We start from the raw sequence: 26144 nt of genomic DNA on the forward strand, positions 1-26144 counted from the left end.
CTACGATTTAAAACGTGAGGAAGGAAAGCCATATAAAGTAGCCATTATTGCTTGTGCTAATAAGCTTTTACACTGGATTTATGCGATTTTAAAAACGAAAACACCATTCCAAGAAACTATTTAGTAACAGCATTTTCAAATAAAACAAAAACCTTCCACACTGAACGAGGAGGGTTATTTGTCTTGCGCATTTTTAGTATAACATGAAGTGTTTTTCGATTAAAAATGTTTTTCTTGACATTCTATTAGCTGGTTTAGTTTAATAAGAGGGTCTGTAAATTCTATCTGTGTCTATAACAAAATAAACTTCAATTTCGGTATCATAAGGAATAAGTTAAAATTATGAAGCCTACAAAACAAATTAGGAAAGTCCCTTATTTCAAACAATTAATGCTGTGAAGGGGAAGCTTCTTTTTCCGCATTCTTTATTATTCTTAACATGCGATTTGTTAACTTTATATTATTTGAATTCAAATGCCTGACCGTCCTTTTATTGATTTTTTTCAACTTCTTAATTCAGCAATTGCAATTGTTTTTTTATATAACGACAGATAGAATGGCTCTCACAAATATCAATCCCAGTAGATAAATGTGGTCCCTGTTGTTCAAGTTCTCGTCTTAACATTATTTATTAACCACACAGATTGTAAGTTTTTATTTTACAGTTATTACACCTCCTTTGCTAATTAATTCTAATTTGTTTGAGGCTTCTCCAATCTTTCCTTTTTTTAATTTATCTGTATGTTTTTCTTTCTGATAACCTTCTAAATTTACGCTTATGTCGGATGATTCACTGTTCGCTGTAAGCTCTAATGATTTGGGTGTTTCTTTATATGCTATTGTAATATCTCCTGAAGCAGTTTCTACAAATAGTGCTTTTCCTTCGATGATTTCTTTCATAAATACTTCACCGCTAGTCGAAGTAATTTTCGTTTTCGGACTGTTGACTCTAGTCATATAGCTATCACCATTTGTAGATTTTATCATTAGTTCATTTAAAGAACTGTCTACAATAACCAACTCACCATCTTTTGTTGTGACTATACCTTCATTTGCCGATAGTCCTTTAATAGTTTTATTGCCAGAATCCGTAGAAATAGAAATTTCTTTTGTTTCAATGTTGTTAATTTTGACATCACCATAGCTGTTTTTTAATACAATCTTCTTCACTGCATTTTTTGGAATAGAAATATGAATAGTATCTTTTTTTCCAAAACTAAAGTTTTTCATAACTCCTTCTTCAGCGTCTTGTTGAAGTACCTTTACTTTATTTCCGTCTTTTTTAATTTCAACAGGATTGTTTTGCTGCTTTTTTTGTTGCTTACCTTCAAATTCAATTGTTAGTTTTTCAGATTCTGTATTTTCTAATGCTATATTCCAAGACTCTATGTTTATTTCTAGTTCTTCAATTTGCTTAACATCAAAGGACTGTTCTTCATTGATGCTCTTTTCACCATTTATTTTAAGGGTGAAGATAATTCCTCCTATCGCAATAACGAATATCAAAGCCATGATCGCTTTTTTCACTTTACATCCTCATTTCTCGTTTTAGGTTAAATCTACTTTGTCGACTTTATAATAGGACAGATAGCCGATCATAAGCCCTAGTAGACACATTATTATTGGGACAATGATAAATTGAAATAAACTGGCAGATGTATCCCCGACGGTTGCATTAATAAGAAATCCAATTAACACAGCTGATGTAATTGTCGAAGCTGTTGATTTTTTTCGCATGCCAAAGTACAAAGGAATTAAGCTTACCCCAGCCATCATAAAAGTATTGATAAAAGTGGACGGTATTGTAGCTATCATCCCCTGTATCTTAACAGGTGTTTCAAACAAGCTCATCATTGGATTTAAGAAATAAACAGCGATATTAATCGTTAAAGTCGCAATTATAATGCTAAAGAAACAGAATCCGAAGACTAGAGATAGCTTAGCAAGCATAACTTTTTTCCTTTTTAACGGATACGTAAATAATAATTGAACCGTCTTATTTTTGTATTCATCTATGACTAAGCGAGATAAAATCACACTCGAAAAAATGATAAAAACAATTCGAATTAAAATATTTGTTAAAGACATAAAATCTGTATAATCCTGAAACATCTGTTCATCTCCAGAACCAACGGCCATAAGTACAACTGCTACTAAAATCCCAACAATACAAATGATTAAGCCTTTAAAATAGCTAGCCATACGATTCTTTTTCCATTCAAGTCTTAATAGTTTAAGCAAATTGATTCCCTCCATTAATAAGGTTTAAGAAATACCCTTCTAAATGTTGTTGCTGTTTTTCAATGCCATTGACAGCAATGTTATTTAAAATAAGTTCTTTATTAATTTGAGATTGAGAAATATCATGTTCAAAAATTCGAATACAATGCTGATTAACAATTTCATATTTTCGGATACCTAGCTTGTTCTCTAACACATGAATCGTTTTTTTTACATCGTCTATTTTAATCTCTAGATACTCCATATTCTCTTTTCGAATATCCTCCATTCTTACCTCTTTCAATAATTCCCCATGATGAAGGATGCCAATAGTATCTGCTATTGATTCCACTTCTGACACGATATGACTTGATATTAAAATAGTGATCCCGTGCTCTTCTTTTAAAAGTATTAAAAGCTCACGTATATCTTTAATGCCTATAGGATCAAGACCATTAATCGGCTCATCAAGAATCAGAATCTCTGGTTTTGTAACAATTGCCCGTGCAATGCCTAATCTTTGCTTCATCCCTAGCGAAAATTCATGTATTTTTTTATGTTCAACACCCTTGAGACCTACTATATCAAGTGCCTCCTCAACTGCTCCTTTTTCATAAACCCCAATATAATCGCAGTGAAGCTCTAAATTTTCTTTTGCTGTCAGCCTTTCGTAAAATTCTGGGTACTCGATAATACTGCCTATTTTGCTCAAGTATTGATATGAAGTAGTAGAAATAGGTTGATTCAATATTTTAATTTCACCTGACGTTGGTTTTACTAAATTTAAAATCATCTTCATAATCGTCGTTTTCCCAGCCCCATTCGGACCCAAAAACCCATAAATCTCACCCTTCTTAACGTTCATATTGACCTTCGAGACGGTTTCGACTCCTTTAAAGCTCTTACTTAATTGATGTATTTGAATAACGGTTTCCATGTTTGTTTACTCCTCACCATTTTGAATTCGTTACATTAAGCTTAATACACGAAAGTAAAAACAAAGTAAACTCGATGGAAAATGACAGTAATTTTTTCTAGAGATTAAGGATATGAAGATTAGAAGCTGTTATGATAAAGATTGAAATGAGGGATAAAAATGGAATCTACAGAAAAAATCCTAATCGTAGATGATGAGATTGGTATTTTAAAATTATTAGAAATTACGTTGCGTAAAGAAAACTTTATAAATATTGATGCGGCCTCAACAGGCAAGGATACACTACAGCTTGTAAAAGAAAATCATTACGATATTATTTTGCTCGATATAATGCTACCAGATATAAGTGGCTTTGAACTTTGCTCAGAAATACGTAAGCATACAAATACACCCATTATTTTTGTCAGTGCTCGCTCTACAGATTTTGACAAATTAACGGGATTAGGTATTGGTGGAGATGATTATATTACAAAGCCTTTTAATCCTTTAGAAGTCGTTGCTCGAATAAAGGTCATCCTTCGACGTCAAAAAATGTATGAGAGTTCTCACCAACAGCAGAGTTCAAAATTTGATTTCAGTTACTTTTCCCTTAATCCTGAATCTGCTACATTAATCGTTAACAATCAGCTCGTCGACTGTACAGCTAAGGAGCTAGAGCTACTACATTTCTTTTGTAAAAATCCAAATCGCATTTTTACAACTTCACAGCTCTATGAATTCGTGTGGGGAAATGATGTGTATGGCGAGGAGAAAACCGTAACGATTCATATTTCAAAGCTAAGGAAAAAGCTTGGGGATGATACGCGTAAACCAAAAATCATCGTAAATTTAAGGGGAATTGGATATAAATTTATACCACCAAAAGAGGATTCACTATGCGAATAAACACTCGATTTACGTTACATCTTGCACTGGGGATTATTCTGTGGATGCTTTTGAGTGGTATTTGTATTGTTATCGGACTCGAGTGTATTCTTCCACTCATTAAAAAATCTGTTAGTGAAGAGTATGAGAATTTAATCGTAGTATGGATTTTTGGGTTTAGTACCATTGTTTGTATAGCTGTATTTGGATGGTATTTTGGAGGTCCTCTTGGATTTATCATGTCTTGGATTCATCAGCTATCACAGGAAAACTATACACAGCCTGCTGGACTTTCAAAAATCTATGCCCGCAAGGGAAAGCTCCGTATGCGTTATATGTTATATCAAGAAGTACTTCAATACCTACAATCTTTATCAGAAAAATTGAAGGCTGCTGAAACAGAACGCGAAAAAGTTGAACAAGCAAAACAAGAATGGATTGCTGGTATTTCACATGATTTAAAAACACCATTAACGTATATTACAGGCTACTCTACTCTATTATTAAACGATCAATACGAATGGTCCAAGGAAGAAGCCCGTTCCTTTATTCAAGAAATTGCAGATAAAGGTAAGCATATGGAGGAGCTTATACAAGATCTAAGTCTCGTTATTCAGCTTAATAGTACAGATGGTCAGTTACCATTGCACAAATCAAAACAGGATATTGTGGAATTCACCAAAAGAGTTGTAGCTACTATTAGTAATAATCCACAAGGCAAAGACTATAAATTGCATTTTAAAACAGATACACCTGTCATAAACACTGAATTTGATACTAAATTCATGCAAAGAATATTGCAAAACATTCTTATGAATTCTATTATTCACAATCCAGCTAACACAAATATTTATACACAGATTTTCGATAACAATGAACATGTAGATATCCACATTGTTGATAACGGAATAGGTATGTCTCCACACATGTTAGAAAATATATTCCAGCAATATTATCGTGGAACGACAACAGATTCTTCTTCTGAAGGTACTGGACTAGGTATGGCAATTGTTCATAACCTTGTTCAAGCTCATAAAGGCACTATCTCCATACAGAGTGAACCTTCTAAAGGAACAACGTTTATGATTACACTGCCTAAAAAGATATATTGACACCTTTACACTTGAGGACACTATGCTACTAATATCGTTCCTTAGAACGAAATGCTTTCTCCGCCTAATATCATGACATAAGAATTAGGGATATTACTAGAGAAGATTCTATAGTTTTCTACTAGAGTTACCACCAATAAAACGCGAATTTACAACGTTAAGGAGACATCAAAAGAAAAAACCCCAATTTCTCAGTATTAAAATTGAGAAATTGGGATTTTTCGCTCCTCAAAAGAACAACCAGCTCGTTATTCAACTAACGCACCATTAATTTAATAATCCAATAACAATCTAACTTGGTGACGCTGAAGTTAAAAACCACATTGCTAATAAAATCAACCAAATTACTGCTATACCTATAATTAAACACTTCACTCTCAATGCCCCTATCATAACCTTCTTCCTCCACTAAACTGTACCTACAATAAAAAAACACCCATTTCTACATGAGTGTCTTAATTGAATTAAAGTTTAAATTAGAAGTATTTACTGTAAAAATCCTGCCTTAGCTTTCCGCTTAGCTGAGCGTATATCTTTGTAGTCTCACTCTTTTCATAACCCAGTAAACTTTGAATGACATCAATTGGCGCACCGTTATTAATCATATGCGTTGCATAGCTGTGTCGTAATTGATGCGGATGTATGCTTTTTTTTATACCAGCCCGATTTGAGATGCGCTTGATAATATATCTTAAATTATCAATGCTCATTCGCCTTTTCGGTCTTCTGTCCGTAATAAACAAACAAGGTTCCTTATCCTCTCGTTCATCTAAATACCTTTTTAACCAAATGGAACAGCGGGTATTAAAGTACACTTCCCTTTCTTTATCACCTTTCCCTTGTACAATTACTGAATTCGATTGAAAATCGATATCTTCTCGATTTAATTTTACAACTTCACCAATACGGCAGCCGGTTGAATACATAAACTCAAATAGTGCTTTCTCCATCGTTGTTTGACAAGCTTCCCTTAGATGTTCTATCTCTAATTCTGAGAGAAACTTAGGAATCCTTTTACCTAATTTCGGCTCTTTTAATTTAGCTGCAGGATTTTTCAGAATATAACCTTCTTCATGTGACCATCTAAAGAGTGATTTAACACAACGAACCCTATGTCCTAAGCTAGAAGGTTTTAAGTGGTCTCCTGATCGTATTAAATATTCTTTTAATCTATCTGTATTAAATTCGTTCATATCAATATCACCAAAAAATCGTAATAATAGATTGTATTGAAAACAGTATGTTTTTAATGTAAGTGATGAATATCCCTCGATTTTCTTATCCTGTTGATACTTTTTCCACGCTTCGGATAATAACATGTGTCTTTCACTCTCCTACCTATAAATCTATTAATTCTAAATTCTATTATGTTCAATGAAAGATTTTTTCATACAAGGATATTCAACAAACTAAAAAAATATTGATATTTCCAACAAACTGATTAGCCTTAAATGTTTGCATCATGGTAGCGAATTCAGTTGAATCTAACACTGTTTTGGATTTTAAATAACCTGATGCTTTCCCCTGATGAACAACTTCATGATCAATTCCCATTTCGTAATTAAATGGATTTGATCCACTTAAAAACCAACCTTTCACCCTTGTATCCATATTTGTTTCCTCCTTAATTTTAATCACGTCTGATATCATTCTGCGATATTTGCCAGGTGGTAGCTTATAAATCTCTTTAAATGCTCTTGTAAATGATTCTTGTGATTCAAACTGATAATATAAAGCGATATCAAGAATGCGTTCACTTGTGTAAAGCAATGCGGAAGAAGCATTAGCCAATCTTCTTAACCGAATATATTCAGTTACCGTCATGCCAACCGTGAATTGGAATATTCGATGAAAGTGATACTTTGAAAAATTTGATTGTGCTGCAATATTTCCCAAAGTAAGTGGTTCATGTAGGTTTTCTTCCACATACAAAATAATTTTCTTAATTATAATTTCATGGTTATACAACAAAGGCATCTCCTTTAAATATAGGATATCAAGGTTCTTCATTCGTTTTTTGATATATCTTGCGAAGTAATCGCTGCATCCTAAAAATCATTAAAAAGAGGTTGATGTAATATCAACCTCTTTTTATATCTGCAACAATATGGCCCTATTGTGGAATAAGAAAAGATCCTGCATATCAACACAGGATCTTTAATCAATCTTTTTAAATAATCGAACTTTGTTATAAATGATCAATCTTTTTTATAAAACTACAAAAATTGTTACGTAACAATAAAGTTGTTTAATTTTGAAGCCGCAAATACGCATAAAACAGTTCGAAAAACTGAACGGTTTAAAATAATAGTTGTTTAATTTTAGCAGGAACTATTTTTTTCATGAAAAACGAATAACAATAAAGTTGTTTAATTCTCCACCATAATTTTTCATTCTCATCTTTATTCTTTCTAAACCCTATTATTATTCACCAATAATCCTCCAAAAATTTGGCCCATAATCAGTATTCTCAATAAAAACATTTAAATCAAAGTAAGGTAAGGCTTCTCCAACTGTTAACTTACATAACTTGTTGTGTATAGGAGAACCAAAGGAGAACTCTAGTTGTTTGGCATCTAAATCAAACAATATAGAATGAACGGTTCCAAAATTTTGTTTATAATTGTGCACAGTTAATCCCTCAGGATACTCTTTTAATGTTAAACTTCGTAGGTGGTTCTTCGAAATAAAATCATTGCTTTTTAAATTGTTTTCCATTAAGTCATAACGTACTCTGGACTGTTCCAACATTCCATTCTCTTTTCTTGAAATATTGGGAAAAAGCGCATGGTTAGTTGCAATAATGAATTCTGATTTGTTATTGACTCTTTCTACAGCTCTTTCCCCATCATAAGTTTCTATTAAAGCTGCGTTACCATTTGCATCTGCCAGAAGCAAATTCATATTTGTTCCAATAGGCATATCTTCTAAATAAGAAATTCCTTCCTCAACGTCTTTACAATTTTCAAGTAAAGCTCTGACTATTACCATAAACTGTAGTCCTTTTATGCTAGGCTTTTTCATTCCTAGATGTTTTCCAACTGGCATACCGCAAGAGGCAAAAGCTACACAGAATCCCTTTTCATTTAAGCCTTCACTTCGACCAAAGTAAGAAACGGAGAATCCGGTATGACTGTATTTACCCTTTACTTTTGTTGTACAGAGTCTCATATCAGATATTGCTGGTGATAAGTCGTAGTTTCTAAGGACATAGGTTTTACTATTATTTGTTTTAGACGGTAAAATAGCACCCAAACTACATCCACCTGGTTGTAGCAAAGTTTCATCAAAAAAGTTTAGATAACTCGGATTTACATTTAATGAATCTGCAAATCCTTGTAGCTCTTCGTTTAAACCAGGACAGTATTGGTCAATTAGTTTTTTCGTATCCTTAAACTTTGTTTCACCTATTGATTCAGATGATAAAATTACATTCATTGCATTAGGAATCTTTTTTATTTCCTCTCCTTGCCTTTTACCAATCTCGTAGCTGTTGCCTTCAAGAAAAGAAAAATAAGCTTGAATTAAATCCTTCATATTTGTCATCTCCAGTCTAAATTAATGATTAATATCTTGGTTATACATGAGGTGTCTCTTTTAAAACGGCATCTATCAATCGTCTATCTGTTACATATTTTGCTCTGTTTGGTTGTCCCTCAGCTCTGTTTATATCTAATGTATTTAAGTTTGCTACAACAGAGAAGAGCGTACCAAAATTATGTTCTTTTAAATTTAAACAAACATGTCCCTTGATTTCTGACATAATTGATTGTGCAATGGAAAGAGTCATTTTAAATGACGTTTTCTTTAAGACGTATATCTAATGTTTCAAAACGATCTTTTGATTTGCTCCAATTCCAGCTTTCTGAAACAGATACACCTACATGATGGTTCGTGCAATGAATATAATTATTTTTCGGTATGGGTCCCCTTTTAATCTCGGATGATACATATTCATTTCCTCCTTTGTTAACAAAATCTCTCTATATAAAAATAATAAACCCTCCAGTAGATGGAGAGTTTACCCGGATTTTATTAAAAATTTTTAAAAACAATTCTAGATAACAGGCACACATATTTTGGTAAGAAAGTCTGATGGATGTCTACTTAAATTTGGCCGTAAATTCCTCAAATCCAAATTGGCAGGAATAAGTCCCTTTTCATATACCTCCATCATATCTCCATTTTGAGTCAGATTCTTTTGAGCAATCCACATTTTCAGCACTTCATATCCTGCGGCCAAGTCTGTGTAAGGTCCTTTAACAGTAATGCAGGCGTATTTTCCATTGACTAATATTTTGCAGCCATCTATATCATTCGAATTTTTTACTGGTATAAGCACTTCAACATCCACCTCATTATCCTTCAAATCTCTATCATGGAAAATAGCCATGAGTTTTCCATTAACCTTAAGATTATAAGCATAAACTTGGTCGAATAAATTTTTCACAAGTATATCTATAAATTTTAACTGAACTTTTTTACGGAGAGTATATACCAATGTATCCTCCCGATTTTCAAAATAACAATCAGACAAAATCGGACCCTGAATCATTGGAACGCCGGCTGCTATTTTTATTTTCAATTGTTCCATTTCTTCTATTTTTTTAGTGATTTGTTGTTTTTGCTTTGCAAGTTCAGAAATTTTTTGTTCGATTATGCTATTCCACTGTACATGATCCGCACTCTCAATAATTTGCTTAATATCGGCTAATGGAATATGCAAACTTTTTAAAAGCAGTATTATTTTAATAGCTTCAATTTTGTCATAGTCATAATAGCGATAATTAGTTTCAGAGTCTATGTATGAGGGTTTTAGTAAACCAATATCATCATAATACCGCAATGTTTTTATGGGTAAATCACATATTTTAGATAATTTTCCTATCGTATACATAATACTATCCTTTCAAATATTTCACTTAGTGTTTATAAATAAATTATTACAAACAGGTCTAACACTATCAATCCTTATTCCGCAAAATGGCCCTTTAGTGGAAAAAGCACTTTCCTTATTCCAGAAAAGCGCCCGATTGTGGAAGTTCATTATTTAATTCTCGTTTTAGGATATATACTTTAACTGTTATTACTTTTCCCTTTAATAAAGAATCCAATTAGTGTCAAGATAAAACCAAAAGCTAATATAAATATCTCGTTACCATAAAATCTAATTCCTTCTTCATTTTGAATAAATAATGAGATTATCATTATTGAGATACCAAATAACATTAATTTCGTAGAACGCATTATCTTACTCCTTCTTATGTAGGTATTAATTGGTTGAACACAATGACCCCTATTTTAACATAATTCCCTCAAATTATTTAAATTCGTTATTCCACAATCTGGCCCGTTTGTTGAACAAAAAAAAAAAACCCTGCATATCAACACAGGATTTTTAATCAAATCTTTTCGACTTTATTTTAAACTTCGCATCTTTTTTATAAATATCGTGACTTTATTTCAAATCTACAGTAACATATCGAACTCATTCCTAACGCCTAACGAAATTACTGTGTCTAATTTAAATGATTTTACTTCATTCCCTGTTGCTTACTTATTAATTCGTGTTCAAACCATTCCCTATACTCTACCTCTGAACCCAAATAATCCAGTCTAGAAATCTCTTCCTTACCTTTAAAATGTATTAACGTAGGAGTTCCTTCAACATTAAACTCTCCCCAGCCATTCTTATATTTTTGTAAATTAAAAACCTTCAAATCTATATCCATCTCATTAACTAAAGAACTAATAATAGGCTTTGCTTGCTGACAATAAATACAATTTGGTTGGTAGAAATATACTAATATATCTTGCCCATTATTTACTAAACCAACTAATTCATCTAAAGTAAGAGAATTTTCATTAATCTCTTGATTTTCATTAATCTTTTGATTAACATTTTGTTCAGTATTAATTTTCTTTTCCAAAATAATAAAAGCAATAAATACACACATAATAACAATAAATATCCCTAACATTTTCTTCATAATAACATTTCTCCTAAAACAAAATAGATTAGAACTATTTTGTAAAATCTGAATATTTTTAAGCTAAAAGGCATGAGTCCGGTACAATACCGAACTCATGCCCAAAGGCTGCTGCTTAATAAACGTGTCAAAACTTTATGGGTTCACTAATTAGATTGTGTAGTTACACCGGATTGCAGCTTGTCCTAATCATTTCGGATTGCAGCGTGTCTTAATCATTTCGAATTCAGATACAATCGGTCTACCCACCTCTAAATCCCAGCTTCCCGCTAATAGACCTCCTGCATCATAATTCCAATGGCATTTATATTGGTTCCATAAACTTCCGTTGTCGTTGCGGATACCACTATAATTTTTTCCTAATTCAGCCCAAGCAGCCTCCATTGTTGACTTCCAAAGTCTGACGGACCACTTTGGTTCCATTGAATATGTGTCCCAACCATCACGTTTATGAAACCATACGTCATCAAAGTATTCACCAAGATTTCCGCTAAGAGATAAGGTATTTATCAAAAAGTTATCGCTTAAAAGACTCTTAACTATATCATTTTGCTGCTCTTCTGGAATGGTTTCTAAATAATCTTCCAGTCTCACTCCAATTTCATCAATCCATTCACGGTTATCTTCGAGGTATTGACTTCTTTCCTCAGAAGGTACAGCGTCAATTGTTTCGATCGCGTCCCTTAAATACTCAAATTCATTTGTTAATTTATTTGTTAATTCATTTGTTAATTCATTTGTTGATTCATTTGTTGTTGGAGTTGCTGCGGATGCTGGAGCAAAATTGCCCATAAACATTAGGGTAGTTATTGCACCAAGGGAAACCAGTTTCATTTTATTTTTCATTATAGTTTTCTCCTCTCTAATTCGACTAACATAGCATTTTTAGTTCAATTGCATAAGAAATGTTTTAAAGCTTTCTTTAATATAGTGGAAGTCAATAAGATAGTTTGTACAACTTGTCGATGTAAGTTTTTATGTACTACTAGTCCTACCACATCCAAATCAAAGTGCTTTTAAGTATACTTTGGCTCGGTTGCAGAAGCAGAAATAATCACCGACGTTATAAGCATGGTGATTAGCCACCATATATTCGAACTATTTTCTAGATGTGTAGGTCAACTGCTCACAGCAACTCCTTCTTCCTATCAGGATGGTGCAAGCAGAAGAAGCATGTGGCCTCGATGAAGTACACTGCGAGAATAAGTGCCAGTGTCGGAAATTGTTCCTACAAACTTCTTTGAAAGCAGAAAAATTTTCTTGTCCATGGTATCACTCCATTCATTTTTACTAGGGCGTACCCAATAGTAAAACAGCTAAGCAACAGCCCTGTATGTTTTAGTTTAGTGGTTAATTTTTACAATTCCAATAGGTATTAGGGTTGATTTCCATTTTATTTCTAAAAATGATGGTTTTTGGAAATAAATAGCGATATTATTTTATTATACAACTGAAATTGAGCCATCATAAATGCCATTGTTTTCGCTTATCTCTAAAGAACAAGACTAAAATTAGGTTTTGACAAATATATATCATACTTTGCTATAATCATTTGTATCGAAATATGCTATGTCAAAGGTGGTGTTTGAAGGACAAAAGAGACGGAGATTTTATATTCCAATGACAAAAACTGGTTTTTATATACTATTTGCTTTTCGGTTTATACCACTTTATCCAAAATGGAGAAAGATGGGCTAATTGTTCTTTTAAAAACAGAGAGCATATGAATTAGATTTAGAAAGGGGACATTATAATGTATGGTTGGTTGAATATAGGAAGCCTTGTGCTGGGTTTGATTGCATGGATATTGCCTATTGCGAGTCTAGCAATGCATAATAAAGATAATAACAAAAAATGGATCTTGTTTTCGATTGCAAGTATTAGTGCTTGTGTAATCTCGCTATGTTTTCAAATTTTATATAACGATTATTTAATCAAGATAGAGGATTGGGCGGCCCTTATGGACACTTCTAAAGCTGTAGTTCGCCTTTCTTTCTTACTTGCTGTAGTGACTATTGTACTTAATGTAATTACTGCAATCGTATATAACAAAAAAATTAAATGATAGCTGTAGCTCTTATGGGGGAGTAGTAGAACTTTCTCTGCTTATTTAATTGCAAGGTTACTGATAACAAAGCAATTAAATCTTCAAGACCAGTAGAATATTACTGGAAATTAGAAATAAGGCTGATGGTTTTGGTGTAAACACTTGAAGAAAATATAAAAAAGCGACCGATTTTTAGTGACCCCTGGTCTTAAGCAACTAATCCAAACAGTTGATGGAAGAATTCTTTTTGATTTTGGACGGACTTCTCCCCTTAGAGAGTCTGTCCTTTTCTCTTTGTTGCTTTGGAATAAAGGTTGATCAAAAACATGCTGTGGACATTGATTTCATACCAAAAAGAGACCCACTCGTTTTGAACAAAGTTTGATCAAAATAAGTGGGTTTTATTATGATATAGATTTAGTTTTTATAAAAAGTTTGATTAAAAGCTATCGTGATCTTTTATAAGATACAACATATAGAAAGAGTCCATCGTTTTCTCAAAGAGGATTCTTTCTTTGTAAACCGAAAGTTTTTATTTATTAAGATATTTTTTCTTTTCTAAGTGTCTTAAAATGCTTAAACCTATAACCTCTCCCAATTTAACTGGAACTGCATTTCCAATTTGTGTTCCAAATATTCTTGTCACAACATCTTTCCCTGGCTCAATAAATTGATAATCCGATGGGAAAGTTTGTAAAACAGCACCTTCTCTTAACGATAAAGCCCTGTCCTGTTCAGGGTGACCAAATCTTCCATTTCCATATCCATAAAACTGAGTAGTTATTGTTGGACTAGGTTTGTCCCGCTCCATTCTTCCATATACAGACAGATAGGTCGTTCCAGTATTTTTTCTGTGGCATTCTGTAATTAATTCTGGATCCCAATCCCTCCAAGTACCACCAGGTCTTGACTGCTTAATTCTTTTTTATTTATAGGAGATAGTTTACTTGAACGATGTAATTGATCCGCTGTTGAAATTTCACCAGCTTCTATTTTTGGAAGATCCCCTATAGCATCCCTGACTGTTAAATAATTCTCTGGACTATGTGTCTCTTTAATTAGTGAAATTTCACCTAATTTTGAGGCAAGAAGTAATAAGCGTTTACGATTTTGCGGTATACCATAATCAGGGCAATACACTACTTTCCAATCTACAAAATATCCATTTTCTTTAAATTTGTAACAAAATCATCAAATACCTTTTCCTTAATTAAATGGGGTACATTTTCCATTGACACTATATCTGGGTTACACTCACTAATTAAATTAATCTAAAGGGATATTTCATCGCAACTTTTTTACAATCGTCGCGACTTTATTTTAAACATCGCATCTTTTTTATAAACATCGCAACTTTATTTCAAAACTACACATAGTGTGAAAAGTTAATAAAGTTGTGAACTGATTCTTGAATAAAAGCACATTTATGAACTAAATGATTAATAAAGTAATAATAATGTTATAAACTAAAAATACAATAATTCCCTTTACTTAAAACCAATTATAAATAATAAAGTTGTAAACTGAGGAATATTGGAGCGCTTAAATAAATTTTTTCAGACTATTTATACTACACCACTGAAAATAAAAAATCGTATTTAAGGTTACTCTGTAACATTAAAGACAAGTAATTGTAAATGATGTTTTATTTCATCATAACTTGTTTATAATGTTACACACATTATTAAAATGTACATTACTAAATTCAATTTTAGTAGCAGTTGGAGTACAGGAATGATATGGCAATACATAACATTGAGTTTGCTGTAAACAAAAAGAACTCATTTTGATCAAAATAGGTTCTTCTGTTTTGTCTTAATATTTCTTCATTTTTCTAAATTTCATGTACCAACATTACTTTTACCTTCACAAGCTTTTTCAATAGTAGAGAAGATTTCGGATATTGTTGCAAATAATTCAGACAAACTAAAATCATATGTATATTTATCAACATAATCCCAGTCTCCATGAGCAAAAGCATTGCGAATTTTTTTGTATCTCTTGATTAAATCTAAAATTTCGAATTCAATTGTAAAGTTAATATTGCATTCGTCTCTCAAATATTTTATGTATGCACCAATTTTCTCTCTCTTAGGTATTCTCAACTCAACTTGGTTGTCTTTATATGCTAAACATAATGACTTAAGGCTTTTTTCAAGAAAAGAGAATATCAAAATAACACAGTTGATTTGGACATTGAACATTGTATGTAATCCCATTTGGGAATTTCGAATTCCTCAAGTCCCATTACGACATCCTGGGGATCATAAAACTCTCTAAATTCCTCCGGCACTTTAACATTACTTTTTCCTGCTTTGAAATCTCTGAGTTCTTGATCTAAATTATTTAGTTTGTCTTTTACTGATGATAGACATAACACACAATAGTCATTAAGGTCCTTCATTTCTTCCTCTATTATTACAAATTGTGAAAGGTCGCTATGTGAAAAATAAAGATACTCTAAGTCCTTCGACTCTTCAAGATAAAAATAATCTGACCATACTAATCCATCATATTTCTCCAACAACTATCACCTCACATTTAATGTTTGCTTTGGTATGTAACGATGCCCCACTTCTAACAAATACATTTAAATGATATGTATAAAATTAAAAAGCATCGCGTTCTACGAATTACCAATAATCCTAATACTGATCTTAATATAAATAAATCCACAACTATTTAACACTATGAAAATAAAAGAAGGCATAGTTAATGATAATAAAGTTATTTAATTTTGATATTAAAATATGAGAGCCTTGCTACATTTTATTGTAGTAAGGCTCTTTAAAGTTGTATAATTTCCATCCAATTCCGATACAAAAAGAAACGTCATTCAATAGCCTTTCTTGTTCTACTAAACTGCCCCGTTAGCCATCCATGTCGCGTACAATCAACACTACACCACAGAAAATGAAAGATTATTACGTTCTTTCATGGGAGAATAGTATTAATTGGTCAGAACGCTCTTTTAGTTAAAGTACATTTTTCACAATCTTCTTAGTAATATTAACATAAATATCCAATAAACAAATCATCTCACCTCTATGAAGTCTATAGAAGTGAGATAATTTTAATCGAACTAGATTACTTTATCTTAAAAGCTATATTAAAACTATTAAGCAAGCTGAATACATGCAAAATAAATTAATTCACTTCTTAATTTTGGCCAAATATCATTATATAAGTGTTTGGTATGAGAATGTATCTCTTCGCTTAATTCCCCTAAGTTATTTTCTTCAGATAAGATACTTTCATCGAAGTATCCAGTTTCTACTAAATATTGATTAATCAATATTTCAAATGGTTTTACTAATTTCAATATTTCTTCAAGTGTAATCTGTTGACCATAATAAGTATTATAGACTTTGATATAAACACGTAGTATTTCATTTAGGCGCATTCTCATAGGGATATATTTTGCTTTTGACAGATCTTTTTGTTGTCTCTTTGCACCTATTCCTTGAAGTGACATTGAAATAATATTAGAAGTTATCGATAATAAAGGTAAATGATGTGTTGTTGGAATTACTGACTTAAAGCGGTCTATATATGTTTTATCCATAGTGTAGCAGTTTAACAATGCACTAAGCATATTCGTTGCTGCAAAAGAGTCGGCATCAATTTCCAACATTTGGTACTGTTGAGCAGTTATACCGTTAACAATCTCTCCTTCATTCAAATTCATATTTAAGCTAAATTCGTCATGTTTTGAATTAACGGATTGTAGATATGCTGAGTGACCGCTCATGATGTGTCCTAACTCATGTAAAAAAACAAATTTCAATGATAAGTACACATAAAAATCAGCTAATGTCTTTGCCTCATTTTCGTCATATACACAATCTTCTACATATTCTACTGGATATTTAGCCATTTGAACGAATCTAGGATTCTTCTCTGTTAAAACGGAATGATAAAAATCGTATATTTTTATGAATACACCTTTATTGATGGAAATAATAGATTTTTTTTCTGACTTCATGTACTTCGCACTGGCGTTAAACTCTAAAGCATTGTTTATTCTAATTTCAATGTCTAAATTATGTTCTTTGATAATTTGTTCCCATTCGGGTAGATGATTATTAATAATAATATCAATGTTATTTACCAATTTCTATCTTCCTATCTATTAGTTTATATTTTTATCCCTCTTGTTGCTTAATAAAAAGCATCTGGAAGTTGAAATTACAATTTGAGATACCTTCCGATTTCATCCTTTGAGATTTCAATTATTTTATAACTTTTTTAATTTCACGCCCATATCTACACCTCTAATTTAAAATTTTTTTATATCGCAGTTTTCATTTGCACCTTAAAATTAACTGATAATGATGATTTGAAGGATACGCTTCTTCAACTAAACTGCCCCGTTAGCACAATAAGAAAAAAAGAGCTGTCTAAGCAGCTCAACAATCTTCAAGTAAAGCCCCTGTTAGTGAAATAAACTGCATTATTACTTCACAAAAACTCTTATAGCCTAAATTAAGAAATTTCATTTTGACTCTACCTATTAAATATTAGTACGATTTATGCGAATAATTAACAACTTCCCATTTTCTCTATTTCATATCGTGGGTTTTCATTTTATCCAGTTCCTTTTTTCTTTTCTCGTGTAGATACTTTCTACCTCCATTCCATTCTGCACATAGGAAAAGTATCCCTAATAATAGATAAAGGATAAAGCCCATATTACTTTCAATATGATTCGTTATAAACAGCCATGTCAAAAATACAGTATATGCTACTGGTAAGATTGCTCCCCAATAGATATTGTTCCTAGTTGAAAAGAAGAATTGAACAGCTAAAATACCAGCAATTATAAAAACCCCGTAAATACCAAATGACATTACTTCTCATCTCTTTCTTGTTTATATTTTTCAATAATCAATTTTGCATCTTCTACACTTATGCGATCATCAATCGACAGGCTCTTGATAAATTTAATAAATCCCTCGTTTTCTACGGCATCATTCATTTTTATTTTATTGATTAATCTATCAAGTTTAAGTCTTACTGTTGGATACGATACCTCATAAACCTTTGCAATCTCTTTTAAAGAACCTGAATGAAGTACTAAGTTTTTAACAAACTCTAAATCCTCATTTTCCAAGACTAAAATCCAGTTTGGAATATTGTTAATATCCACGGTTATGCCCTCCATTTATTTTTGTTAATATAAGCTTAACATAAATATAAATAATGTAAAATATTTTTTAACTTTATTAAAAATAATATGTTGGTTTTGTTTAATTATTTATAAAACAAAAAGAGTTCATTTGAATTAAATTCCTCAAATGGACTCTTTCTTTATCAACTCAACTATTGCTTTTTTAAAATTTAAAAAATTTTTTTTGGTGCGTTCCTCAACTGAATCACCCGTTAGCTATCCATGCCGGACAAAATCATCGCTACACCCGTAATTATTGGTTTGAATTGAATATCAAATTTATTGTCATAATAATCTTAGTAAAGGAGGTAACTATATGTTATGTTCATCAACCAATTTTTGTATGTACTGTTTTATTTCTTCTACTCCTCCTTTCCCCCCCACTCTAATATAATTTCTAAGATGTGCAGCATCTGCTAACTTAAAAAATGAAACTTCCTCGTCTTTAAATTTTACATCGAGAACATTTCTAACTTTTCGCTTTCTAAATTCATTAGTAGACTCTTCGATTGATTCTATATAAGTTGAAGTTAATGGGTATTTTTCTTTAAAATAACCAAAGTCACCCCATAAACCTAACTTGGTAAGTAATTTGGTTTTTGTTTTTCTTAATAACTTATTTCTACCTTTTTCGAAATCTAACCAGTTAGAAATGATTTTCTTTGTTTTATTTAATAAGTCATAATCTTCTTCTATAGAATAATCTTTCTAACATAATTCCTTTTTTTAATTTTTGGTGAGTTTGCTTCTAACCATTCATTATCATACTTTCTAAGCCACGTATATACTGCCCTATTTGTATTATTTAATTCATTTCGATAATATTTTGGATGTTTCGCTCGTAAATCTAGCCAGATTTCCTTATACTCACTAGTTTTTTTATTTACCTTTTTATTTTTCTCTTCTTCCTTTAAATCGGTTTTAGTGAGCTTTTTTCGATCTCTTAAAATCTTACTAACCGTTGGTCTCGACATTTTTATGATATTGGAAATTTCTGTTATTGTTAGTTTATGTTCAATTAAGTCATTAAATTTTTGTTCCCATATATGACCTTTCTGCATTATTCTATTGTTAAAATACTTAATGTCTAAGGGTGATTGTTCCCATGCACGTACTCGGTAAATGAATCCGCAACTGCACTTCATATCACCCTGAATAGTTCTATTTAATCCATGCACACTTACATCTACTTTTTTTACAACCTTCTTTAGATAATGGTCTGCTAAAGGATTCATACATATCCAGGGACCAGTTCCGAAAGGCTTGTACAAGTATTCATTTTCATAAAAGTCTCGAGCAGATCCCGATAAAAGCCGCATTAATAATAAATGCCTTATTGGATGCAAATTGTTAACAATTTTATTACTAGTAAATTTAGGTAGCCAAGAAGAGTTATTCAAATCAGAATTCAATATTTCTAGAAACTCAGGTGGATAATAACTCGTCATTAAACTTTTTAATCTATTTTCTCTTTGTAAAACAGGATAAGCTATTCCTTTGATTTCCATTAGAGTTACATATTTTTCGTAATAGTACTCTTCAGGAAAAGCATCAAAATTTTTTTCTAATAAGTATTCTACATCCTCTGCTAAATTTAATAACGAGGTTAAAACATATTCATTATAATTTTTTTGCATTTTGTAACTTTCTTCTATTTTCGGCAAGTAAAAATTAATTTCTTTATTATTCCGTATATTAATAAAATGTTCACTTAAAGCTTTACGATGATACGTACAGACATATATACCTGGCATTTGATGAACTCTATTCCAATACCCCTCACCATACTCTTCCAATTGTTCTTTTAAACATTCGGAACAATAGTATAAATGTTCCTTTGATTTTACATCCTTTTCTGTGTTTCCGAACAAGTTACTTTTTTGTCCCTTAAAATCACTCTTTTTTAAGTTCTCAATCCATTCTAACTTTCGGAAAGGTTTTATAATGGGAATTATCGTATGATATTGGATAAAGTAATCTTTTGAATAAAGATTTGAAAATTTTTTTATTTTAGATATTAAATTGTCTATTCCCATTGGTACGTCAAAATTAATACGCTTAGTCGTTCCTGAAAGTTCTCTTAAGGTACTTGAAGCAGCTATATCGGTACTGTAAGAGTGATATCGTGCTAACAAACTATAATACAATTCATTTTCATATGGTTCTGGGAAATATACGATCATGTTTTTAACCTCTAGTAATATTTTTTGCTAAACTATCTCACTCGTACTATTGAGATGTATAAATATAAATGTTTTAGAAGATAATTCTTGAAATATTGCTCTAATCTACATTCCACTAAAATTTAATTTGCTAACTTCTTTTTTCCATTAAAATTGTATCATGCCATTTCCCATGTAACTGAGCTATTTTTTCTCTCATACCAACTTCTCTAAAGCCCATCTTTTTATGTAATTGAATACTTGAGGTATTGATTGCAAAAATAGATGATTGGAGCGTCCAAAAACCTACATTTTCACTCTCCTCAAATAACTTGCCAAACAACTTTGATGCAATCCCTTTTCCTTTACTATCATTCGATATATATATACTTACTTCGCCAACTCCACTATAAACCTCTCGCTCAGATACAGGTGAAATTGAAATCCAACCAACTACTCTATTGTCACTTCTGCTACAAAGCGTAAAATTGCATGATGTGCTTCATCCCATACTCGTTCACTTGGTACATTTGTTTCAAAAGTGGCCATTCCAGTTTCGATTCCTTCTTTATAGATCTTTAATACCTCTGCTAAATCTTTTCGTTCCATCTTACGAATAAATAATGTGTTCATTCAATTCCCCCTTACTATGTTCAAAAGGACTGCTAGCTTTCGCTAACAGTCAATTAAATAAACCTTAATTATACTTCTTTTTTCTTATCCCAAATAACATATATGATAAATGCTATAGGTCCAGTTAAAAAAACAAAAATTAACCATATTAAAAAATGTTGCTTACTAATTTTATTTTTCAGATATTCAAGTGTAAAATATGAAAGCATTAAAATAATTAATAAATATATTCCCACTATAAATAGCTGATCAAACAAACATATCCCCCATTCCAATTAACAACATGTATTTGATTGATTAACAAGATTAATACTACATACGCCTGTTTCTGGCAATTCCAATTCCACACGTTTCGATGCTTCTTCATCGCCAGATAAATAAGCTGTTATTGAACGGATTTGTTCATAGCCTGTTGCCATTAAAAATGTTGGTGCGCGTCCATAACTTTTTGCACCGACAATATAGAAGTCCTTTTCTGGTTGTCGTAGTATTTCTTCTCCATGCGCTCTTACTGTTCCGCAACTATGCTCATTAGGGTCAATTAGTGGTGCTAATGCTTGCACACTTTCTGTTGCTGTATCAATGGATAGACGCAATTCACTGTTCATTGTAAAATCAGGACGATTTCCTGCATTAACAATAAGTTCATCGAATCCAGTTAATACTTTCTGTTCTCCTTTTAAAGTGCCAACAATATTAATGTTTTCTTCTTTTTTAACCTGCGAAATATAGAAAGGTGTTACTACCTCAACCTTACCTGTATCTACTAATTCATGAATGCGTTTACCGAGCGCTCCACGTGCTGCCAATGCATCTTTTTCTTCGCCACCATAGGCTTCTTCTACAGATCTTTTACGCATAATCCACACGAGCTTTGTTGAAGGATTTTCTTTTTGTAATTCAGCCAGAGCTAATAAGGTATTGATAGCTGAATGGCCACCACCAATAACAGCAATCTTCTTATTTGCATATCTCTTAGGATTCGTATTTATATCTGGAATACCATACTCAATGTGATCTGCTAATGCTTTCTCATTTTTCAGCCAAACACCTGTAGAATTTGCTGGGTTTGGGTTCCCCCATGTTCCTGCTGCATCAATAACTGCTTTTGCCTCAATAATATCGATGTCATCCTCTTTTTCAACATAAATATTAAAGGACTGATTTAATCGATTTTTTGATTTCATTTTATCATTTAATTGTCGTGAAATACCTACTACTTTTGAGTTCAATCGGATACTTGATTTTATTTGTATTAACTCTGACAAAGGTTTTAAATAAAGATCAATTAACTCATGCCCTGTAGGTATTGTTTCTAAGTTAGGTTCTACCCAATCAGACCCCTCTAATAATGATTTAGCAGCTTTATTGATGTTATAACGCCATGGGGAAAATAATGTGACATGCCCCCAAGTACGAATATTGTGTGCTATTTCATTGCCAGCTTCAAGTAAAATAAATGTCTGGTTTTGCTCTACTAAATGAGCAGCAGCAGCTAACCCGATTGGACCTGCACCAATAATGACAATCGGTAAATTCTTATTTGAATTGCTGACAGTCTCCTGTGTTTCAATGTCCTTAGCAGTAGTACAACAAGAATCAGTTTGTTTGATTACTTTTAGTGTTTTCATATTAACTTCTCCTCTTTTATTCTTTATATAAGCATTCACTTATATAAAATGTATTTTTTACGTCTAGCAGTAAGCTAGACGTAATGTATTTAAGTTTTGTGAATGTAATTAACATACTTCCATATCACACATTGTTTTATCAATTTCTTTTATAGCTTTTTCGAATTGTAACCATGTAGAAGGGCCGTAGCGCTTCATATCCCCTTTAAAGAAGAAATCAAAAGTATATTCTTTAGCCTGTTTTATTGTATACTCTCTACTATTCATAATTAACTTTAAGTAAGCGATAAAGTATTCTTTAGTTAATGCGCTAGCATGATTTACTGTCATTATTGTATCCTCCATTCAACGGATTGAATAATTGCTAAGACAGACAGTATATTTAGGATCACTCGTTAGCAAGATGTCGGAGAGTATCCTACCAGTACTAACCCGAGTTCACCATTCTCTTCTTCTGCATGGATCGTAACATCTGTTAATTGTGGTGCAATATCAGGATGAATTGCGACTTCGATACCTTCAATTGTTTGAATTGCATCTTCTGCTGCTGGTGCTTCTAAGCCTACACCTAAATTAACACCACAGCAGCCTGCAATACCAAAGAAACGAAGCGTTTTAACCTCTGAATCAGCTAATACCTGTTCTAAATAATTTTTACCTTCTGGACTCATTTTCATTTGATTTTCTCTCCTTTTAATTCATGTAAGCCTTGTGTTCCAACCGGTGGCGTTTTTACCCATGGAATGGCCACGAATTGATTATTGCTGATGGATTTAACTTCGACTAGCCATTTCGTTTCAGCTTGTTGTTTTTGAATTAATGTTGGACTTGTTGTGTAGATAGATGAAAATGTCTGGTTGACTACCCACCAATCAACTGATAATCCAGCACGCTGTAAATCTTCTTGTAAGCGCGAAGCTTCATAAACAGGTGTTGCTTCAGGAAGAGTTACAATGGCAACACTCGTATAAGAGGCATCACGCAACCTTGGTAACAGGTTAGAAACAGCTAGAGGAATATCCCCTTGTGAACGGCTTATTTCCCGATGATAAGCTTCTGTTGCATCTAATAACAGCAACGTATGCCCTGTTGGTGCAGTATCAATAATAATGACTTCATCTTGATGATTTTCTACAACGTTAGCAAATGCTCGGAATACAGCTATTTCCTCTGTACAAGGAGAAGCCAAATCCTCTTTCACAAATGCTAAACCTTCTTCGTTCATCGTTTTACTTGCCTGTGCAAGGACTTCAGCTTCATAGTTTGCAACTTCTACTTTCGGATCTATTCGACTTATCGTTAAATTTTTGACTTGTTCGTCACCGAATGTCCAATTTAAATGCGCAGCAGGATCTGTTGTAGTTAAATGTACAGGAGTACCCTCTTCCGCTAATCGTAAGGCAATATAAGAAGCAACCGTTGTTTTACCAACCCCGCCTTTACCCATCGTAAAAATCAGTTTCGGTTTACGTTCTAAATAATCAGCAATCATTTCTTCCACTTCAGAAATCTTAGTTCCTTCGCTTGATTCATTTGTATGTGTAATTTCTTGATTGGTCATCCATGCTTGCATACGCGGAATACTTGATAATGAGTACGGTACAAACGGTAAGTAGAAATGTTCAAATCGATTTAGTTCTTCTGGAATTCTGGCTAATGCATCCGATTGACGCGCAATGAAAGCCTCTTCAATATGATCAGTAGAATTGACATTACGCATATATCCATTAATTAATAAAGTCTGATTTTGAATACCAATTTCAAATAACTCGTGAGAGGCACGTGCTGCTTCTTTTAAAGGATTTTCTTCAGGGCGTGTCACTAACATTAACGTTGTTTGGTTAGCATCTTTTAAACGATCAACAGCCTCTTTATAGACTTCTCGTTGTGGTTCTAGCCCTTTTAAAGGTCCTAAACATGAAGTGCCAGTCGTGTTTTCATCTAGAAACGTAGACCATGCAGAAGGTAGTTGTAATAAGCGTAACGTATGTCCTGTTGGTGCTGTATCAAACACGACAGTGTCAAAATTTCCAATCACTGAAGTATCAGTCAATAGTGTTGCGAATTCATTAAAAGCAGCAATTTCTACTGTACATGCTCCAGAAAGCTGTTCCTCCATATTTTGTAGTACTACATCAGGGAGTTTCCCACGGTACGGACCTACCATTTGCTCTTTGTAATGTTGTGCTGCTTGTTCAGGGTCTAAATTTATCGCAAATAAATTGTCTATGCCTTCAATCTTTGTTGGACTATTAGAAAGCGTTTGACCAAAAATATCTTGTAAGTTGGATGCGGGATCTGTACTAATTAAAAGTACCTTTTTCCCCTCACTTGCAATGGCTATTGATAGGCTACATGCAACAGATGTTTTTCCTACGCCTCCCTTCCCCGTAAAAAACAGGAACGGGGTGTTAGGGAATTGACTTCTTGTAAAGCGTTCCATTTTAGGCATCTCCTTTTAGTGACAAACGTACTTTCGGCTTTTGTAATAGTTCTTTTTCTGAAAGCCCTGACCACTGTGAAAATTGCTCATTTGTTGGATATTGCCCTTTACAAAGCAATTCTCCATCCACAAACGTTGCAGGTAAGGCATCCATTCCTTCTGCCATTAAAAGTTGATTGATTGTTTCGTTTTCTACAAAAGTATTTGGTTCGTCAGTCAGATTAAATCGTTCAGCTTCAAAGTTGGTTTTCTTTAAATTATTCATTATAAATGACATACGCAATAATTCTGGGTCTATAGAAGGTCCACATAAGCCTGTAGAACAGCACATTGCTGGCTCATAGATATGAATTTTTTTCAATTTACTTCAGCTCCTCGGCTACAAATTTTTCAATACGTTTTCCTATAGCATCACGAACGTTTTGGAAAACTGCCCACTTTTCTTCTTCTGAACCGGACGCTTTCGCTGGATCTTCAAATCCCCAATGTTCACGACGAATATGAGGTGGCGTCATCGGACATTTATCAGCGGCATCCCCGCATAACGTAACGACTAATGTTGCATTGTTTAATGTCTCAAATTCAATTAAATCTGATGTATGATTTGAAATATCAACCTCTACCTCCGCCATCGCTTTAATAGCATTTGGATTTACTCCATGTGCCTCAATCCCAGCACTTTGTACAATCCAATTAGCAGGCAATAATTTTCTAGCCCATCCTTCAGCCATTTGACTACGGCATGAGTTCCCTGTACACAAGAAATAAAGTGTATTTGTCATAAGTATTGCTCCTTATAATTTAATGATTTTAAAGTATTTTTTCTGCCAACGTAAGGCAACCCACACAAGTCCTATGAGTACGGGTACTTCTACAAGAGGACCGATAACAGCGGCGAATGCTACGCCACTATGAAGGCCAAATACACCAACTGC

The 26144-nt window shown here is 32.7% G+C and carries 28 protein-coding genes and 3 pseudogenes; 4 read left to right on the plus strand and 27 right to left on the minus strand.

Translation table 11 applies throughout. From position 1 onward, the window contains the following. A pseudogene (locus C9J35_RS20705) lies at positions 1-124 on the plus strand (IS110 family transposase); the annotation flags it as partial. Positions 125-654: 530 nt separating this feature from the next. On the opposite strand, the gene C9J35_RS20710 reads toward C9J35_RS20705, so the two are convergent. The 3 genes from C9J35_RS20710 to C9J35_RS20720 are packed head-to-tail and all read right to left on the minus strand — an operon-like array spanning position 655 to position 3157. Beyond that, positions 655-1527, minus strand: coding sequence for a DUF4097 family beta strand repeat-containing protein (locus C9J35_RS20710; protein ID WP_167396029.1), 873 nt, complete (start codon positions 1525-1527; stop codon positions 655-657). A 21-nt stretch (positions 1528-1548) separates the two neighbouring features. After that, positions 1549-2241: an ABC transporter permease gene (locus C9J35_RS20715; RefSeq protein ID WP_107926578.1), complete on the minus strand. Its 693-nt coding sequence runs from the start codon at positions 2239-2241 to the stop codon at positions 1549-1551. After that, positions 2234-3157, minus strand: coding sequence for an ABC transporter ATP-binding protein (locus C9J35_RS20720; protein ID WP_107926580.1), 924 nt, complete (start codon positions 3155-3157; stop codon positions 2234-2236). Before C9J35_RS20720 ends, C9J35_RS20715 begins: the two co-directional genes overlap by 8 nt. Before the next feature lie 159 nt (positions 3158-3316). Between C9J35_RS20720 and C9J35_RS20725 the strand changes: the two genes are divergently transcribed. Together C9J35_RS20725 and C9J35_RS20730 are read left to right on the plus strand one after the other, a co-directional pair. After that, on the plus strand, positions 3317-4042 hold the full coding sequence (locus C9J35_RS20725) for a response regulator transcription factor (RefSeq protein ID WP_107926582.1): 726 nt from the start codon (positions 3317-3319) through the stop codon (positions 4040-4042). Next, positions 4033-5133 (plus strand): sensor histidine kinase, encoded by a 1101-nt coding sequence (locus tag C9J35_RS20730; protein WP_167396030.1) that lies wholly within the window; start codon positions 4033-4035, stop codon positions 5131-5133. Before C9J35_RS20725 ends, C9J35_RS20730 begins: the two co-directional genes overlap by 10 nt. A 476-nt stretch (positions 5134-5609) precedes the next feature. Here the strand turns inward: C9J35_RS20730 and xerA are convergent, their stop codons facing one another. The 7 genes and pseudogenes from xerA to C9J35_RS20765 form a co-directional block, all read right to left on the minus strand. Continuing rightward, the gene (gene xerA, locus C9J35_RS20735; protein ID WP_054768679.1) at positions 5610-6452 is read right to left on the minus strand and encodes a site-specific tyrosine recombinase/integron integrase; all 843 of its coding nucleotides are present in this window, start codon (positions 6450-6452) and stop codon (positions 5610-5612) included. A 109-nt stretch (positions 6453-6561) separates the two neighbouring features. Continuing rightward, positions 6562-7143 (minus strand): annotated as a pseudogene (locus C9J35_RS20740) (helix-turn-helix domain-containing protein); the annotation flags it as partial. Between the two features lie 414 nt (positions 7144-7557). Then, complete coding sequence (locus C9J35_RS20745; RefSeq protein ID WP_107926584.1) at positions 7558-8670, minus strand: C45 family autoproteolytic acyltransferase/hydrolase; 1113 nt, start codon at positions 8668-8670, stop codon at positions 7558-7560. A 40-nt stretch (positions 8671-8710) separates the two neighbouring features. Beyond that, positions 8711-8923 (minus strand): hypothetical protein, encoded by a 213-nt coding sequence (locus C9J35_RS24375; RefSeq protein WP_054768677.1) that lies wholly within the window; start codon positions 8921-8923, stop codon positions 8711-8713. Between the two features lie 267 nt (positions 8924-9190). After that, entirely contained in the window at positions 9191-10030 is an 840-nt protein-coding gene (locus tag C9J35_RS20755; RefSeq protein WP_107926586.1) for a MerR family transcriptional regulator, read from the minus strand. Between the two features lie 637 nt (positions 10031-10667). Continuing rightward, positions 10668-11123, minus strand: a complete 456-nt coding sequence (locus tag C9J35_RS20760; protein WP_054768676.1) for a thioredoxin family protein — start codon at positions 11121-11123, stop codon at positions 10668-10670. A gap of 189 nt (positions 11124-11312) precedes the next feature. Next, a complete protein-coding gene (locus tag C9J35_RS20765) occupies positions 11313-11969 on the minus strand; it encodes a DUF2599 domain-containing protein (RefSeq protein WP_107926588.1) in 657 nt (218 codons plus the stop codon). A gap of 907 nt (positions 11970-12876) precedes the next feature. Here C9J35_RS20765 and C9J35_RS20770 point away from each other — a divergent pair. Further along, positions 12877-13188: a hypothetical protein gene (locus tag C9J35_RS20770; RefSeq protein ID WP_107926590.1), complete on the plus strand. Its 312-nt coding sequence runs from the start codon at positions 12877-12879 to the stop codon at positions 13186-13188. A 514-nt stretch (positions 13189-13702) separates the two neighbouring features. On the opposite strand, the gene C9J35_RS24650 is transcribed toward C9J35_RS20770, so the two are convergent. From C9J35_RS24650 to C9J35_RS20850, 17 genes and pseudogenes are all read right to left on the minus strand, one after another. Next, on the minus strand, positions 13703-14089 hold the full coding sequence (locus tag C9J35_RS24650) for a DNA cytosine methyltransferase (RefSeq protein ID WP_327324158.1): 387 nt from the start codon (positions 14087-14089) through the stop codon (positions 13703-13705). After that, entirely contained in the window at positions 14038-14310 is a 273-nt protein-coding gene (locus C9J35_RS24655) for a DNA cytosine methyltransferase (protein ID WP_268807948.1), read from the minus strand. Before C9J35_RS24655 ends, C9J35_RS24650 begins: the two co-directional genes overlap by 52 nt. Before the next feature lie 701 nt (positions 14311-15011). Further along, the gene (locus C9J35_RS20780; protein ID WP_107926592.1) at positions 15012-15374 is read right to left on the minus strand and encodes a hypothetical protein; all 363 of its coding nucleotides are present in this window, start codon (positions 15372-15374) and stop codon (positions 15012-15014) included. Further along, on the minus strand, positions 15341-15694 hold the full coding sequence (locus C9J35_RS20785) for a hypothetical protein (RefSeq protein ID WP_054768672.1): 354 nt from the start codon (positions 15692-15694) through the stop codon (positions 15341-15343). Before C9J35_RS20785 ends, C9J35_RS20780 begins: the two co-directional genes overlap by 34 nt. 594 nt (positions 15695-16288) lie before the next feature. Then, positions 16289-17284 (minus strand): phage exclusion protein Lit family protein, encoded by a 996-nt coding sequence (locus C9J35_RS20790; RefSeq protein ID WP_054768671.1) that lies wholly within the window; start codon positions 17282-17284, stop codon positions 16289-16291. Between the two features lie 448 nt (positions 17285-17732). Then, entirely contained in the window at positions 17733-18020 is a 288-nt protein-coding gene (locus tag C9J35_RS20795) for a hypothetical protein (RefSeq protein ID WP_107926594.1), read from the minus strand. After that, complete coding sequence (locus C9J35_RS20800) at positions 18020-18319, minus strand: DUF2089 family protein (RefSeq protein WP_054768670.1); 300 nt, start codon at positions 18317-18319, stop codon at positions 18020-18022. The genes C9J35_RS20795 and C9J35_RS20800 overlap by 1 nt, the downstream gene beginning before the upstream one ends. A 713-nt stretch (positions 18320-19032) precedes the next feature. After that, positions 19033-20523 (minus strand): TnsD family Tn7-like transposition protein, encoded by a 1491-nt coding sequence (locus C9J35_RS20805; protein ID WP_107926596.1) that lies wholly within the window; start codon positions 20521-20523, stop codon positions 19033-19035. Positions 20524-20653: 130 nt separating this feature from the next. Then, the gene (locus C9J35_RS24780; RefSeq protein ID WP_327324160.1) at positions 20654-20947 is read right to left on the minus strand and encodes a GNAT family N-acetyltransferase; all 294 of its coding nucleotides are present in this window, start codon (positions 20945-20947) and stop codon (positions 20654-20656) included. An 8-nt stretch (positions 20948-20955) separates the two neighbouring features. Next, positions 20956-21135: a GNAT family N-acetyltransferase gene (locus C9J35_RS24785; protein WP_327324152.1), complete on the minus strand. Its 180-nt coding sequence runs from the start codon at positions 21133-21135 to the stop codon at positions 20956-20958. A 275-nt stretch (positions 21136-21410) separates the two neighbouring features. Next, positions 21411-22766, minus strand: a complete 1356-nt coding sequence (locus C9J35_RS20820; protein ID WP_107926600.1) for an NAD(P)-binding domain-containing protein — start codon at positions 22764-22766, stop codon at positions 21411-21413. Positions 22767-22874: 108 nt separating this feature from the next. Next, positions 22875-23096 carry a hypothetical protein gene (locus tag C9J35_RS20825; RefSeq protein WP_054768669.1) on the minus strand — a complete coding sequence of 74 codons (222 nt, stop codon included), beginning with the start codon at positions 23094-23096 and terminating at the stop codon, positions 22875-22877. 65 nt (positions 23097-23161) lie between these two features. Then, positions 23162-23443, minus strand: coding sequence for a hypothetical protein (locus C9J35_RS20830; protein ID WP_054768668.1), 282 nt, complete (start codon positions 23441-23443; stop codon positions 23162-23164). Continuing rightward, entirely contained in the window at positions 23440-25209 is a 1770-nt protein-coding gene (gene arsA, locus C9J35_RS20835; RefSeq protein ID WP_054768667.1) for an arsenical pump-driving ATPase, read from the minus strand. Before arsA ends, C9J35_RS20830 begins: the two co-directional genes overlap by 4 nt. A 1-nt stretch (position 25210) precedes the next feature. Continuing rightward, positions 25211-25570: an arsenite efflux transporter metallochaperone ArsD gene (gene arsD / locus C9J35_RS20840; protein ID WP_107926602.1), complete on the minus strand. Its 360-nt coding sequence runs from the start codon at positions 25568-25570 to the stop codon at positions 25211-25213. Between the two features lies 1 nt (position 25571). Beyond that, on the minus strand, positions 25572-25991 hold the full coding sequence (gene arsC / locus C9J35_RS20845; protein WP_107926604.1) for an arsenate reductase (thioredoxin): 420 nt from the start codon (positions 25989-25991) through the stop codon (positions 25572-25574). A 12-nt stretch (positions 25992-26003) separates the two neighbouring features. Further along, a pseudogene (locus C9J35_RS20850) lies at positions 26004-26144 on the minus strand (arsenical-resistance protein); the annotation flags it as partial.

The sequence above is a fragment of the Lysinibacillus parviboronicapiens genome, from assembly GCF_003049575.1.
Lineage (GTDB): Bacteria > Bacillota > Bacilli > Bacillales_A > Planococcaceae > Lysinibacillus > Lysinibacillus parviboronicapiens.